Source organism: Shewanella sp. Koi 1, assembly GCF_052907445.1.
This window is the reverse complement of record NZ_JBREJM010000001.1, coordinates 598,442-613,921: the sequence shown is the minus strand read 5'-3', so window position 1 is coordinate 613,921 and position 15,480 is coordinate 598,442. Positions and strand designations below refer to the sequence as shown.

Here is a 15,480-nt window from a genome sequence, read left to right as displayed (position 1 = left end):
CCAAAAGACCCGCAACTGCGGGTCTTTTACTTTCTAGCTCAATTTGCGAGTTAATTCTGTAACTCTACCGCCTTGCGTAAACGCAGGCTTCGCAGCGCTAAGTACAAGACCCCAACTGCTGCCCAAATCAAGCCAAGCTCTAAGGACTGAGGTTCAAGATTAAGCCACAGTACGCCAATCGTCGCCGCGCCGCACAAGGGTAAGACGAAGTACTGCAAGTGCTCTTTCAAGGATTGGTTACGTTTCTCTTTGATATAAAACTGCACTATTACCGACAGGTTCACAAAGGTAAAAGCCACCAGCGCCCCGAAGTTGACAAGCGCCAATGCCATTTCGAGATCGAAGGACACCGCAGAAAGCGCCAGTAATCCCACCAGAATCACGTTAAATGCTGGCGTGCGCCATTTGGGGTGAATATAGCCAAAGCCTTTATTGGGCAGCATATTGTCGCGCCCCATCACGTAGAGAATACGTGCCACACCCGCATGGGCGGCCATGCCCGAGGCCAACACCGCAATGGTGGTTGCCACCAGCACCACTGACTGGAATAAATTACCGCCCACATACAGGGCAATCTCAGGCAGCACAGCATCTAACTGCTGGAAGCGAGAAATATCTGGGAAAAACAGCTGCAAGAAATAGGACACGCTGACAAAAATCACGCCGCCAATCAAAGCAGTTAGCACGATAGCGCGGGGGATGACTCGCTTAGCGTCCTTGGTTTCTTCACTCAACGAACTTAAGCCATCGAAACCTAAGAAGGAGAAACACAGAATGGTCGCGCCAGTAAACAGCGGCGCAAGGCTTATCTCTTCGGAATAGAATGGACGTACACTGGCAATCACACCTTCGCCTTCGCCAAGGGACAGGCTGTGGGCCATTAGACCGATAAACACTAAGATAATGGCAATCTGGGCGAATACGATAACGCCATTAAAATTCGCCACTAAATCTATGCCCCTCAGGTTTAATACCGTCATCACAGCGACTAAACCAAAGATAAAAATCCACGGCTCGACGTTAGGGAACATGGCCGTGAGGTAAATCTTTGCCAGCAACATATTGATCATCGGCATAAACATATAATCGAGCAGCGATGACCAGCCCACCATAAAGCCGACATTCGGGCTAAAGGTTTTTTGCGCATAGGTATAGGCCGAGCCCGCATAGGGATATTTACGTACTAAGTGACCGTAGCTAAAGGCGGTAAACAGGATCCCCGCTAACGCGAGCAGGTAAGAGGTGGCCACATGGCCTGAGGTGATCTCGGAGACAATGCCAAAGGTGTCAAACACGGCCATAGGCGTGAGATAGGCTAATCCCATCACAACCACTTGCCACAGACTAAGGCTTTGCTTTAAGCCTGGATTTTGTTGGCTCATATCCAACCTCCTTTTGCAGCAGGTGGAATTACAAACGCAACAGATTGATTTACGGCAACTACCGAACATCCGGTAAACAACAGCCCCATTGAATTGTCCTCAGTAAAGTAGGTTCAAACGAACCTCATATCATTTCCGGATGTTTACCGGCCTCAATTGGTTTAAAACCTATACACACAAAAAGAAAATAACCGGGATACTGAATACCCCGGTTATTTTTGCGGCGCGCATTCTCCCCCAAAACAGAGTCGAAGACAACCCAATAAGGGCATTAAGTTGCCTATCTGTGTCGTCTGTACGGTAAAGGGAGCAAAGATATGTAAAAAAGGCCCGCGTGTTGAGTCGAACAGCGTGAATAAACTCAACCCTAGTGGCGCGTGAGGAGGACTTATTTTCTTGAGACTTTAGCAAAGAGACTTACCCCGGCATGGTCATTGTGATGACCATGGGGCAAATACAAGATACAGGGGCCATGTAGCGATATGAGGAATGCTTAGAAGTAAAGGCTTTCGACGATTTTACCGTTAACCAGCATGTCGCATTTATCGCCCGAGCTGGATTTCGTCGATTGGATCACCCCAGCAATCGCACCAAATGCGCCACCTTGGCTGCTCAGCACTGAGCCGAAATAACATTGGCTAGAGATGGTGTAACCCTTGTATTTACCGCTGAGGTTTTGGGTTGGCGTGTAAGGTGGGAAAGTGCCTTTCATCACTGAGTCGCCATTCACCGACAGTGAAATATTTTTGCGTTCAGTATCGTAGCTACCGCCAAAAACGAGGTTGATACCATCGACTTCAACGGTTTTTTCTTGTGCAACGATGGGAGGTTTAGCGGCGCAGGCGGCCAACAGACAAGTACCCATGGCCAAAGAGAGTAAAGTAATTTTACGCATTTCATCTTCCTTTTGATGCGATAAAAAATGAAGCAACTGCTTCGAAATTAAACGGCCCCTGTTTAATTTTTTGCCGGACGATTATATCTATATCTGCCTAATATCCAATAACAAATTTAATACAAACATAAAAATCAGTATTCTGTCGGTACGAATAACAGCGCCGCCTAAGATGTACTGGGTTCAGCCAATGCCCGCGCACGACGTTTGATCCCTAGAATCGCAAGACCAAAAAACAGCACAAACAAGCCCCAAAGCTGTAACCATTTTGGCAGCACACTCGCCCAGCTTGCGCCCATTTGGTTCAGCTCCAACATCCCCATAATAGCGGGCACCGCAGGGATTATCTGCGAGCCCAGCACCAAAGGCTCGGGAATTAATGCAATCGGCCAGACAAAGCCGGAGACAAAAAGAATCGGCATAGAAATCAGCAGCAATACTTGAGTCGGTAGGTCGCGGCGGCTAAACAGCGTGCTCATCGCAACCCCAGCCGCGGCCGTCGCCAATAAAAACGGCAGCAACCATAGCGCTACTAAACCAAGACTCGCCTGAATACTCACCTTATACCAGTGGTAGCAATACCCCACATAAAAGCTGGTAAACACCATATAAATCAACATAAAGGCGAGAATACGACCGCAGACCAATTGCAACGGTGACACCTGTTGCCAATAGCCACGGCTGCGCCACTGACCCGCCCCGAGGATCCCGGTTCCAATCAACAAGGTTTGATGCAGGATAAGTAAGAACAGCCCAGGCACCACGTAGGGGGTATAACCTAGGCTAGGGTTAAAGGCAGGCACACTGTTTAAATGCAGCGAGTTCAGGTTCTGCTCGGCTTCTTTTGGATTTTTCCCCTGCGCGAGCATCCCAATTAATTGCACTTGTTTACCCGCATCCATTCCCGCGCTGACAAGCCCCTCGGCCACCGCCGAATAAATCAAGAAGTAACTGGCATCACCGCCGTAGCTTAAGGTCACGCCTTTGCCCAGCAGCAAGTCGCGGCGAAATCCTTCGGGGATCACCAATAAACCATGGGCTTTGCCGGTTTCGATAAAACGCTTCGCCTCGGTGATGGAGCCCACTTGGCCTATGACTTGGATTTTAGCGCTGGCATCCGCATGGCGAATAAGTTGACGACTCAGGGAAGAGTGGTCTAAATCCACCACGATAAGCTGTTGTTCTGTTGGGACTTGGTGCAAGTAAGGCAAAGGATAGAGCACTGAATAAAACAGCACTCCGCCGAATAGGGTCACGGCAATCGCCTTGTCGCTCACAATCGCCTTTAATTCTGTCAGCACAAGCTGCCATAAATTCATGTTATTGCCCCTTCGCAGGCAGAGGCGCCGCGTCGTGTTCCGCAGCTTCAGCCTGAGCCTTTACCGTCATCGGCAGTAATTTAGTCGCCAAAAGATAAATCAGCGGCAATAAACCGATAAAACCCCAATAACTACTCAATTGCTGCGCCACCGTCGGCCACGCCGCGCCATAACTCACCACGCTCACATGGGACTCAATATAATGGCTCGATGGCATGATGAGTCGCCACCACTGGGCGAGTTGCGGCATTTCATGGGTGGGGAAAGTGATCCCCATAAAGGCAAAGGCTGGTGCAAACAGCGCAGTACAAAAACTGATGACCCGCGCGCTATCACGCATCAGCACAAAGATAAACAACACAAGGCTCCACACCGCCAGCAGCATGAACAACTGGGCAAATAGCAGCAGCGCTAAACTGCCCGCAAAAGGCAAAGCCAAATACAGATACAACCAAGCGAGGATAAACCCACCTTGGAGCATCAATATCGGGGTAAACAACAGGATTTTAGCCAACACTTTAGGCCAAAAATGCTCAGTCAATCGATTGGAGATCCCCTCCTCTGACTGCGCGGCATTAAGGTGCAACTCGCGATTTAAGCTGTTGGCCATCACCAACATGGATAACAACTGCCAGAGTGCGACCAATACCGGCGGCACTAAAAAACCTATGTAGTTATTGTTACGGTTAAACAGTGCGGTCGTTTGGCTTTTCACTGGGCTTAAGTTCACCGCCACTTGGGATTTTGGCGTGCCCGTCATCAGCTGCTTAAGGCCTGCGACCTGCAACAACCCATCGCCTAGACTCAACTGAATTTGACTCGACAACAGCTTACCCACCAGTAAAAACTGACTGTTGTAACGCACATCGATTGTTGGTTTATGGCCAGTGAGTAAATCCTTTTTCATATCATGGGGAAACACCACTACGGCATAGACCTGCGCCTGCTGCATCGCCGCAACGGCCGAGGGGAGATCGGTAAAACTTCGCGGCTCGGTGACAGGGTTGGCTTTGAGTTGACGGGTCAACATTCGGCTCAGCTGGCTGTGGTCTTGGTCAACAATCGCCACGGGTAATTGCCGTGGTAATCCAGCACTAAATAGCCACCAGAGACACAAGATGCCCAGCAGCGGGATGTAACTGATCAGGGCCAGTTGCCAAGGATCGCGCCATAGCGCCCTAAGCTCGCGGCGCACGAGTGCCACTAGCAGCGCCAGAAACCCAGAGGATGCAGGATGCGCCGCATTCTGAGCCCCATTCAACGGCTTAGGCTCGCTCACATGCGTTTGCTCGCTCGGTGACTTGGCCACAATGGTTACTCAGCACTGAGCAGCACAGACATACCGACACGCAGATCGGGGATCGGCGCAGTTGGGCGCAGCTCCACCTCGAAGGTGCGCATATCAAAATCGTGGCCACTTTCGGTTGAACGCCAAGTCGCAAAGTCGCCCATCACGCTAATATGGGCGACGGTGAACTCCACGGTTTTATCCAGCGCAGGAATAGTTAATGACAGTTTATCGCCCTTTTTAAAGCGTTTGAGTTGATCTTCACGCACTTGGAATACTGCCCAAGCGTCCTGCATGTCGATAAGGCTGACCACAGGGAAGCCACTCGGTGCTAACTCTCCCGCTTGCAATAATACTTCGCTGATTTCCCCAGACTTAGGCGCACGCATTTGGCTATCGGCCATGATGGCACTGACTTCTTTCACCGCCCCTTCAGCCATACGAGCATTACCCGCCGCTGCGGCTTTGGTTTCGACCCGCGCACCTTCTTCGGCCATTTGATACATGGCTAAAGCAGCTTGCTCTGTGTACTTGGCCGCTTGCCACTGAGTAAAGGCTTCATCGCGTTTTTGTCTTGCGGCAACCCCTTCGTTGAAGAGATTTTCCACTCGGGTATAGGTGGTTTTCGCCAGCGTTGCCGCCGCTTGCGCCTTGAGCCATTGTTCCTTAGCCGCCATTACCTCTTGGGTGCGGGCGCCGTTATTCGCCTCCTGTTGCAGGGCTTTGGCCGCATCTCGGCCGCCTTCGGCCTGCATCAACTTGGCATCTAACTCTGGGCTATGAATGGCAAATAACAAATCACCTTCGCTGACGCTATCGCCACGGCGCACAAGGACCTGCTCGACACGCCCTGGCACTTTGGATGATACGTTATATTCACGGGCTTCAATTTGCCCCTGTAACAGGCTCGGCGCTGGGCTGTAAGCCAGTTTGAGCCCATAGGCTAAGATAAGGCCTAATGCGACCAACGCCGTTAGGGCAAGGATTCTGTTAGCGCGCATTGATAGTCTCCTGCGATTGAGCGCCAGTGGCACTGCGACCGATAAATTCATCTAATTGACCACTGATGGCCATTAATCTGGCATAGGCTTGCACATAGCGATAACTGGCGCCAAGCTGCTGGGTTTTAACGGCGCTCAGTTTTAATTCGGCATCGACCCTGTCGATAGAAGTCGAAAGCCCTTGATTAAAGGCAATTTCCCTTAAACGCAGGTTTTCACTCGCCAGTTCGAGTGAGGTATTCAGTGCCTTGACCTCTTCCTCAGCCTGCAATAACTGGCGATAACTTTGGTCAAGCAGCAAACTTAAGTCTTGGCGGGTCTGCGCCTTAGTGTAACGGGCTTGCAGCAAGGCACTCTTAGCCGCTTCCACTTTACCGCTGCGGCCATCACGGCTCAGCAAGGGCACTTTTACGCCGACCCCCACCATCCAGTCCGGCTCCACCTTAGAAAATAAGCTGTCATCTTCGTATAAGGTGTAATTACCAAAGAGGAACACAGTCGGGTGATATTTGCCTTTCTCTAAGGAAACCAAGCCATTCGCCTGCGCTTCTTTAGCCTCGAGCAGTTTAAGTGCGGGATGCTGGCTCAGGGTCACTTGGGTCAAATCCCCCAATGAAGGCGCCTGTGGCAACACAAATAGGGGTGAGTTAGTGCTGACATCGCTCTGCTGCAACATGCGTGATAGGGCGATTACGGCCATTTCATGTTGACGGCGGGCGCTGCCTAAATTGACCTTAGCGTTGTCTAAGGCCACTTGAGCATTCAGGCGCTCGACCTTAGCAATTTGCCCTTCGCGCTCCAGCGCTAGCGCGTGGTCAACGTGCTTAGTTAAGGAGGCCACCAGCTCGGTTTGGGTGCTAACAAGGGATTGAGTCACATCGACGGCATAATAACGGTCAACCAACTGAGTGAATAAGTCGCGGGTCGCTAACTGTAATTCCTGTTGCTTCTCGGCCACCATGGCGGCATGAATGCCTTGAGCCGCGGTGATCTGGCCGCCAGTATAAATTGGCCACATCGCCTGTAAGCTGGCGCGGAAAATATCTTGCTCGGTAAAGGGCGTGACAAATAATGAACCCGGAATACTCGCCAAGGCGCCGCCAAGTGCGGGTGGTAAGGTTGCGGGATCAAGCGAGGCTAAGGGATTAAGATCCCTTAAATCTAATTCGATTGGTTTTTCGAGGTGGGTATAACTGCCATTCAGGCTGAGGGACGGCAGATTTAAACTCTCGCCCGCCTCTTGCTCGCCCTTGGCGCGATTAACCTCTTGGGATTGGGCCTGGAGTTTATCGCTCACCTTAAGCACTTGCTGCCAAGCCTCAGTAAAGCTACTGGGCTGGGCATTGGCCGCTAACGGCAATAGCGAGGGCAAAGGCAATAAACACAGCCATGCCAAACGTGATAGTTTCATTAACACCTCTAGAGTAGTTACTCTAATTTCCTTTGCAAATGATAACATCCATCATGGAAGGCGGCTAGAACCCACCGCCTTAAGTGCTGCCTAGACAGTAAACAAGCGGGTTATGCCGTACCCCCAACGGTTAAACGGTCAAGTTTGAGGGTCGGTTGACCGACACCCACAGGCACGCTTTGACCATCCTTACCACACACACCAACGCCCTTATCTAGCGCCATGTCGTTACCCACCATGGAAATCTGGCTCATGGCTTCTGGGCCATTACCAATCAGGGTAGCGCCCTTAATCGCTTGAGTCACTTCACCATTTTCAATCAGATAGGCTTCAGAAGCGGAGAACACGAACTTGCCCGAGGTGATATCCACCTGACCGCCGCCAAAGTTAGGCGCATAAATGCCCTTCTTCACCGACTTGATGATCTCGCTCGGTTCAGACTCGCCCGCCGTCATATAAGTGTTGGTCATCCGAGGCATAGGCAGATGCGCATAGGATTCGCGGCGGCCATTCCCCGTTGGTGCCACGCCCATCAGGCGCGCATTTAATTTATCCTGCATATAGCCTTTGAGAATACCGTCTTCGATTAACACGGTTCTCTGGGTTTGTACGCCTTCATCGTCGATGCTCAGTGAGCCACGGCGATTCGCAAGCGTGCCATCGTCCACCACAGTCACCAGTTTCGAAGCGACTTGCTCGCCGACCATGCCACTGAAGGCGCTGCTACCCTTGCGGTTAAAGTCACCTTCTAGGCCATGACCCACGGCCTCGTGCAATAACACGCCCGGCCAACCATTACCGAGCACCACAGGCATCTCTCCGGCTGGCGCATCGATGGCATTGAGGTTCACTTGCGCCTGACGCACCGCTTCGCGGGCGAAGGCAAAACACATAGGTAAACCGGTTTCATCCGTCACCATAAACACGCTGTAATCGTGACGACCACCGCCACCGGCGCTGCCACGTTCACGCTTGCCATTTTCTTCTAAAATAACGCTGCAATTAAAGCGCACTAACGGGCGAATATCGGCGGCCAAAGTACCGTCACTGGCGGCAACCAGAATTTCTTCGTGCACGCCCGCTAGGCTAATCACCACTTGGATAATGCGGCTGTCTAGGCTACGGATATAGGCATCGGCCTCTTTCAGTAGATTGATTTTTTTCACTTCTTCCATGGCGGCGATAGGGTCGAGACTATCGTACAGCGCTAAGGCTTGTTGGCGTTTGAAAGCCTGCACCTTGGCCTGCTCACCCGCCCCAGCAATACCACGCGCCGCCTCGGCCGCTGCGCTTAATGCTGCTGGCGTAATATCATCTGCATAGGCAAAACCGGTTTTCTCGCCGCTGATGGCACGCACACCGACGCCGCGTTCGATATGGAAGCTACCATCTTTAATAATGCCATCTTCGAGCACCCAAGATTCGTGGCGACTACCTTGGAAATAGAGATCGGAAAAATCGACTTTATGTTGATGTATGGTGTTTAAATAACTCTGTAACCCATCGAGGGCTAAGCCGCCCTTTAATAAACTTTGCTCTACTTGTGCTAAAAAAGGCATCGCGGTTCTCTCTGAAAGCTTGGCTAAAATTGGCAACTCACTCATTTTTAAAATAACTTAAATTCGCTGTGAGTCTATTTCATCTTAATCTGTTGAAGGCTTAATCTGTTCAAGGCTTAAGGTTCGGTGCAGTAAAGCGATTATGTTGCGCCACGGGCATTTTACTGCGGATGCTGTGCACCTCGGCCACATCGATATCAGCATGCACCCAACCTGTACCGGTTTTCTGCTCGGCAATCACCTCGCCCCAAGGGCCTATTACTATGCTCTGCCCCCAGGTCTCGCGACTGCCTTCGTTATGGGCGCCCCATTGGGCTGCGGCTAAAATAAAGCATTGGGTTTCAATGGCTCTGGCCTGTAATAACACCTGCCAATGGGCTTCTCCCGTGACCTTAGTAAAGGCCGAAGGCACGGTAATAATCTCAGCCCCCGCGAGGCGTAGCGCCCTGAATAAATCCGGAAAGCGTAAATCATAACAGATGGTCAAGCCAATTTTGCCAAACGGGGTATCGATGACGCTGATATGATTGCCGGGGCAGAAGGTTTCACTCTCGCGGTATTGCTTAGTGCCGTCAACATCCACGTCAAACAGATGCAGTTTATCGTATTGCCCTAAGGTATCACCTTTATCATCAAACAGATAACAACGGCTGTAGACGCGCCCATCCTCCGCCAGCGCGGGGATGGTTCCCGCCACCATATACACGCAGTAACGGGCGGCTAAGGCACTTAAGGCAGATTTTAACGGGCTAAGATGACTGTCGCCGGCATAGGCGAGTTGCTGGCTCTCATGCCCACCAAACAGCAGGCTGCATTCTGGCAGCACCACTAAATGAGGGGCATCTTTATCCCATTGCAGACGCTGACGGGTTAATTCCTCAAGCTGCGATTCGATAAACAACAGATTCGCGCTGACTTCGCGACTGCTCTGACATTGCAACAGGCTGATGCGCATGACTATCTCCTTGAATTGTGTTTATCGACAATACCACCTTGGCACTCAAAGGCTTAGGCTGATTTGGTTCGACTTGGGGCGGCTCAGCAGGCTCTACCTTGGGGAGCGTTGGCGCTTGCGGCGATGCTTCTTCCTCAACCGCTTTTACTGGTTCCACTTTAGGTTTATCAGCATCTGGCGCAGGCTGCTCATTGTTTTTTTCAGGCTCGACGGGCGGTGTAGCCTCTGTTTTAGTTGGAGCGCTATTCTTGATGGGCACCGCATCAGCCTTAGGCTCAGCGCCCTCGGTAGGCACTGGCAATTCGCCTCCCACCATAGGCAGAATCGACTCGGGGATCTCAATCTCTTTGCTCTTCCGCTCGAGTTCCTCCACCACAGGGTCGGACATGGTGCCAGTCACTCGGAAGCGGATTTCCGAAATCACCTCAATCACAGGTTCGAGCACTTTGGTCAGTGCAAACGCGCCAAGCCCCAACGTCCACGCACTGGTACTCAGCAGCACCACGGTTGGTACACTCGACGCCAATTGCGGCACAAAACGGATATCGTAATTTAAGCTTTCGCTGGTGAGATCCGTATAGCCGCGCACCTTCATATTGCCCGCAATCGCATCCATTTCAGTATCCGTGGTTTTAACCACGCCATTATCGATTTGCAGATTGCCGCTAAAGGAATTGAAGTACATGCCCTGGCCAAATACATCACTGAAATCTAAGGATAACTTACGCACCAAGGAGTCGAGGCTGAACAGGGAGAAAATCCGCGCGCCCTTATCGCTAACTTGGGATAAATGCCCCTTACCCAGCTCAAACTTCACCTTGCCGTTTAAGGTATTGAGGGAGAAAGCGTAGGGTGCACCTTGCCACTTAAGCTCGGCATTCACCTTCAAAGGCGCCTCATTCACACCCGGGTCGATGCCCAATTGCTGACTCAAATAATTGAACTGACTGGCGTTTAAACTCACCGTTAATTCTGTTTGGTTTTGACCATTCTGCTGCTGCCAAATGCCGTTCCCCTGTAAGGACACTTCAGGCGTCGTCAATGACAGGGTTTGGATACGATAGCCCGATGCTTGTGGGCTCGCCTGTAGCACCAACTTGCCGAAGGGTTTGTCGAAGAAGCGAAAATCATCCACATTCACGGCAACCGGCGGTAAATTGGTCAGCACCTCGTCCGCGGCGAAATCGCCTTCCCCCTCGGGTTTCACTTCGGGGGAGAAATAAAACTTACTGGCGGTGACTTTTAATCCTTGGGTCATCCAGTTGGGATAAAAATCGACCCAGCCTTCAAACTCGCTGGCCTTAGCATCGAAGCGCCAACCATGTTCGTTCGGCTTAGCATTTAATCTGAGTTCTGTCAGCCCTTGCCCTAATAAATCAAACTTACCGATATTGGCGTCTATCCCAACCACGGACGGAAACAAAGCCGAGTGGCTAGCCTCTTCGACTAAAATGCCTGCGCGGGGAGGCTTGTTGTCTGTGCCGACAAAAGCATTAATCACAGGCAGCCAATTGGCGAGCTTGCCGCTGGTCACATCAATCTTGATATGCCCAAGCTCGGTATTAGGCACCTCGGCCGCATCGAAGAGTCGGCCCAATAACAAGTCAAAATAGCTAAATTGAGTGCCCTTTTCCGCCTCGAAGCCACCGATAAACTCGGCCTGTTTATCCAGTTTTACCCTTAGGGTCGCCGTTTGTTGATCGCCAGAAAATATCGCCATTAAGGGTCTAGGCTCATCTTCGGGTTTAGCAAAGGCACCGGGCAATGTCAGAGTCGCGCCGACGAGATCGGAGCCGACATTGGCCTGAATTTGATAGCCTTGATCGTCGAACACCATATTCAAGTTGCCGCCCCAAGCGACTTTACCTTGGTAAAATTCACTTAAGGGATTGTGCAGCTCTGGTGGTAATCGGCTGAGATCCCAACGGCTCTTCATATCCACATTGAGCGCAAAGTCTTTGCCTCCGGGTTTAGTGGCAAAACTAAACTCGAAGGGCTGCTCAAATAAGCGGGATTTAATGCCTTTGCCTTCAACAATCTCATTCGCAAACTGCACTGTGCCCGTCACAGCCTTCAGCTGTAACCCGGGCTGGGCAATAAATACGGGCGTATTATCAAAGGCAATTTGCCCACGGATATCCTCGGCCTCGCCTTCATACAAGGGGATGCTGATATCCAAATTCCCCGTCACCGCGCCCTGCACTTGCACAACGCTCAAGGTCTTGCCCACAGTATCGGCGAGTGGTGATGCCTGCAGCACTTGGGTGGCGGCGCTACCATTGGTGGCGAGATCGGCCTGAATTTTTAACAGCGAATGCTCGCCTAACTCGGGGATAAACACATGGGCGCCATCGGCCACCACATTCATCAATTTGCCTTGGTTAACCCAGATATCCATACGGGCATTTTCAAATAAGGCATCGAGGGAAAGCTCAGTGACTGCGGGCCAATCGGGTTGAAATTGGTACTCGGCGTTATCTAAGGTAAAGGCCGCTTGGAATACTCCGCTATTATCCTCAAAGGGAAAATGCGCTAGGGCGCCCTGCCATAACACCTGGGCATTTTGGCTCTGACCCGCCTTGATAGCACCATCCAAATACTCCACCAGCGCCTCGCCCATGGCTTTGACAGGGAAGTATCTATCCGCATTAGCGGCATTTTTAACGGCCACATTAGCGGCGAGTGACATGCTGGCTTCGGCGCTAAAATCCAGTTTTAGGGCGGCAGACACGCCAATATCGTCGTTTTCGAGAAGTACTTCAGGCACGAATAAGGTCGCCCTTTGAGTATCAAAGGCGCCGGTTAACTCAGCGCCATGCAGCACTAAAGGCGCTGAAAACTGATCGCCAAAATCGAGGGTATAGGTCTGCTCTGGCAGCGAAAATACTAAGCTGTCATTCTGCCACTGCAATGCTAAATCTAAAGGATTGGTGTTAGGTATGTCTTCAACTTTCTGCCAATGTAATTGCTTGATATGCGTACTGGCAAGCAAGGGTTGCTTAGCGCTTTGATAGAGACGGATCGGCCCAACACTACCTTCGGGCGCGAGATGGAACCATTGCTCAAGTACAGCTAAATCGACACCCGGAAATAATGGCAAGAGTGGAAATAAGGTCGATAAATCTATGCGGCTCACATAGGCATAAAAGGCATCATCTTGCTGCTTGGCCGCGAGCTTAAGATCGGGCCAATGCTCGCCGTTAGTGACAAAGTCCAGATCGGTACTACTAATTTCCCAGCCGGTGTCCTTGGGGGCCCAGCTAATACTGCCAGACTGGATTTCAAACTTTTGTGGTGCATCTTCCATCGACCACTGCAACCAACTGGGTTCAAACTGCACCAGTCCAGCGCTTAAACTGCGGTGGGCAAAATCAAACCATGCCTTTAAATTGATCACCCCTTCTAAGGGTAACTTTTGGCTGGGATCATAGGGATTAGGTTGGCGCGATGCCCATTCCCCCAAATCTAAGGACTGAGCCGCGAGATAGATTTGCCCCTTCAGGGTATCTGGCGCAGTCGCATCACCTTGAATATCAAGCTGCAAGTTAAGGGACTCTTTTACCGAAACATTATTATCGAGGTAAATTTCCCCCGCGCCACGGTGGCGCTCACCACTATTATGCCAGTTAAGGTGGCGAATATGGATGGGCCGATATTCATGCTGCAAACTCAACAGTTGCACCGAGGCATCCGTCAGCGAGAAGCGCTCGAGCTGCTTTAACAGTAACTTATATAGCCAATCGGTTTGCGCCGTTTGATTGGCCGCGCCCGGCGCTTTATTACCCGATAATTTATCGATATCGAGGGCAATATGAACACCATCAAAATTCACATCTTCGATGCGTGGGCTGGTCGTTAGCAGTGATTGCCAAAAATCCAATTTAATTTGGACGTTCTTAACCAGCACGGTAACGGGGAGTTTTTCCTGCGGTGGGATCACCAGATTATCGACCGTCACGGCCGGGCCAAAGGCCTGCCACTGGGCGGATAACTCGCCGACTTGCACATCAATTTGATATTCGCTTTTTACATACTCAACTAACTGCTGACGCACACCGTCGACTTGGGGCAATAATCCGCGGATCAAGCTTACCGTCAGGGCAAACAAGACTAAGATCAGCGCCAGTAATTGCCAGCAAAAACGGCTTAGTTTTTTCGCAGTAAAAAGCGTTGCCACTACATCATCACCACGTCGTATTTGTGCTGGGAATACATGGGCTCATTTTGCAGACGAATGCGTTTACCTATGTAGACCTCAAGCTCAGCGACCAGATGACTTTCATCACCACTTAAGCTGTTATACACAGCGGGCGAGCAGTAAAGCAAAAACTCATCGGCATCATAGGCTCGATTCAAGCGAATGATTTCACGGAAGATTTCGTAGGAAACCGTTTCAACCGTCTTCATACTGCCCGTGCTCTGACAGGCAGGGCATTCACCGCACAGCACGTGCTCCAAGCTTTCTCGGGTGCGCTTACGGGTCATTTCGACTAACCCCAGACCCGAGAAGCCACTGACATTCGTCTTGACTCTGTCTTTAGCGAGCGCGCTATTTAAGCTATTGAGTACCCGCGTTTTATGTTCGTCACTCAGCATATCGATAAAGTCGATAATGATGATGCCGCCGAGATTACGTAGCCGCAGTTGCCGCGCAATCGCTTGGGTGGCTTCGAGATTAGTGTTGAAGATGGTTTCTTCAAGATTACGGTGGCCGACAAAGGCACCTGTGTTGATATCGACCGTGGTCATGGCCTCGGTCTGATCGATAATCAGATAACCACCCGATTTGAGTTCGACCTTGCGACCCAGTGCGCGCTGGATTTCATTCTCCACATCGTAGAGATCGAAAATTGGTGCAGGCCCTGAATAGTGCTCAATCTTGTCGGCGATTTCCGGCATAAACTCTTGAGCGAAAGCTTGCAACTCGGCAAAGGTGCGGCGCGAATCGACTTGAATTCTGTCGAGCTCGGTTCCGACAAAGTCGCGCACAATGCGCACCGGCAGGGCGAGGTCTTGATACAAGAGTGCCACACCGCGGCGCTGACGCCGCTCGGAGACCTTAGACCATACTCGGCGCAAAAAAGCCGCATCCTGAGCAAGTTCGTCCTCACCTACGCCTTCGGCGGCGGTGCGGATAATAAAGCCGCCGTCTTCATCGACGAAAGGCAGAGTGATTTTCTTAAGACGACTGCGCTCTTCTTCCTGCTCAATCCGCTGGGAGACCCCAACATGGCTTGAGCCGGGCATAAATACTAGATAACGGGAAGGCAGTGTGATATCTGTGGTCAGGCGCGCACCTTTAGTGCCGAGCGGATCTTTTACCACCTGCACCATAATATCTTGCCCTTGGCGAACCAACTCGGCGATATCACGGACCACAAAATGGCCTTTTTCCACATCGGCCACGCATTCGGTGTGCGGCACTATGTCGGAGGCATGTAAAAACGCGGCTTTATCTAAGCCAATATCCACAAAGGCGGCTTGCATGCCGGGCAACACACGGCTGATTTTGCCCTTGTAAATATTGCCCACTAGACCGCGCTTCATGCGCCTCTCGATATGGACTTCTTGCAGCACGCCATGCTCAACCAGAGCCACACGTGCCTCAGATGGGGTTACGTTAATCAGTAATTCTGAACCCATCTTGCGCTGAACTTTATTCGGATTTAA

The 15,480-nt window shown here is 51.2% G+C and carries 10 protein-coding genes; all 10 read right to left on the bottom strand.

The window, feature by feature from the left end:
* Positions 1-50: 50 nt before the first annotated feature.
* The 10 genes from ACUZ8J_RS02845 to rng all read right to left on the bottom strand — a co-directional run bounded on the left by ACUZ8J_RS02845 (position 51) and on the right by rng (position 15,453).
* Positions 51-1,382 carry an APC family permease gene (locus ACUZ8J_RS02845; RefSeq protein ID WP_086902225.1) on the bottom strand — a complete coding sequence of 444 codons (1,332 nt, stop codon included), beginning with the start codon at positions 1,380-1,382 and terminating at the stop codon, positions 51-53.
* Between the two features lie 493 nt (positions 1,383-1,875).
* The gene (locus ACUZ8J_RS02840) at positions 1,876-2,277 is read right to left on the bottom strand and encodes a hypothetical protein (protein WP_086902227.1); all 402 of its coding nucleotides are present in this window, start codon (positions 2,275-2,277) and stop codon (positions 1,876-1,878) included.
* Positions 2,278-2,444: 167 nt separating this feature from the next.
* Entirely contained in the window at positions 2,445-3,596 is a 1,152-nt protein-coding gene (locus tag ACUZ8J_RS02835) for an ABC transporter permease (protein WP_446693004.1), read from the bottom strand.
* 1 nt (position 3,597) lies between these two features.
* Positions 3,598-4,812 (bottom strand): ABC transporter permease, encoded by a 1,215-nt coding sequence (locus ACUZ8J_RS02830; RefSeq protein ID WP_446694895.1) that lies wholly within the window; start codon positions 4,810-4,812, stop codon positions 3,598-3,600.
* Positions 4,813-4,910: 98 nt separating this feature from the next.
* Positions 4,911-5,885 carry an HlyD family secretion protein gene (locus tag ACUZ8J_RS02825; protein ID WP_446693003.1) on the bottom strand — a complete coding sequence of 325 codons (975 nt, stop codon included), beginning with the start codon at positions 5,883-5,885 and terminating at the stop codon, positions 4,911-4,913.
* Entirely contained in the window at positions 5,875-7,296 is a 1,422-nt protein-coding gene (locus ACUZ8J_RS02820; protein WP_041416706.1) for a TolC family protein, read from the bottom strand. The genes ACUZ8J_RS02825 and ACUZ8J_RS02820 overlap by 11 nt, the downstream gene beginning before the upstream one ends.
* Before the next feature lie 110 nt (positions 7,297-7,406).
* Positions 7,407-8,855, bottom strand: coding sequence for a metalloprotease TldD (gene tldD, locus ACUZ8J_RS02815; protein WP_446693002.1), 1,449 nt, complete (start codon positions 8,853-8,855; stop codon positions 7,407-7,409).
* Between the two features lie 109 nt (positions 8,856-8,964).
* Positions 8,965-9,810 (bottom strand): carbon-nitrogen hydrolase family protein, encoded by an 846-nt coding sequence (locus tag ACUZ8J_RS02810; RefSeq protein ID WP_446693001.1) that lies wholly within the window; start codon positions 9,808-9,810, stop codon positions 8,965-8,967.
* On the bottom strand, positions 9,734-13,987 hold the full coding sequence (locus ACUZ8J_RS02805) for a YhdP family protein (protein ID WP_446693000.1): 4,254 nt from the start codon (positions 13,985-13,987) through the stop codon (positions 9,734-9,736). The genes ACUZ8J_RS02810 and ACUZ8J_RS02805 overlap by 77 nt, the downstream gene beginning before the upstream one ends.
* Positions 13,987-15,453, bottom strand: coding sequence for a ribonuclease G (gene rng / locus ACUZ8J_RS02800; RefSeq protein WP_049764552.1), 1,467 nt, complete (start codon positions 15,451-15,453; stop codon positions 13,987-13,989). Before rng ends, ACUZ8J_RS02805 begins: the two co-directional genes overlap by 1 nt.
* Positions 15,454-15,480: the final 27 nt, after the last annotated feature.

Coding starts and splice junctions, on each gene's coding strand:
- ACUZ8J_RS02845 (WP_086902225.1), bottom strand. CDS start 1,382: ATGAGCCAACAAAATCCAGGCTTAAAGCAAAGCCTTAGTCTGTGGCAA.
- ACUZ8J_RS02840 (WP_086902227.1), bottom strand. CDS start 2,277: ATGCGTAAAATTACTTTACTCTCTTTGGCCATGGGTACTTGTCTGTTG.
- ACUZ8J_RS02835 (WP_446693004.1), bottom strand. CDS start 3,596: ATGAATTTATGGCAGCTTGTGCTGACAGAATTAAAGGCGATTGTGAGC.
- ACUZ8J_RS02825 (WP_446693003.1), bottom strand. CDS start 5,885: ATGCGCGCTAACAGAATCCTTGCCCTAACGGCGTTGGTCGCATTAGGC.
- ACUZ8J_RS02820 (WP_041416706.1), bottom strand. CDS start 7,296: ATGAAACTATCACGTTTGGCATGGCTGTGTTTATTGCCTTTGCCCTCG.
- tldD (WP_446693002.1), bottom strand. CDS start 8,855: ATGCCTTTTTTAGCACAAGTAGAGCAAAGTTTATTAAAGGGCGGCTTA.
- ACUZ8J_RS02810 (WP_446693001.1), bottom strand. CDS start 9,810: ATGCGCATCAGCCTGTTGCAATGTCAGAGCAGTCGCGAAGTCAGCGCG.
- rng (WP_049764552.1), bottom strand. CDS start 15,453: ATGGGTTCAGAATTACTGATTAACGTAACCCCATCTGAGGCACGTGTG.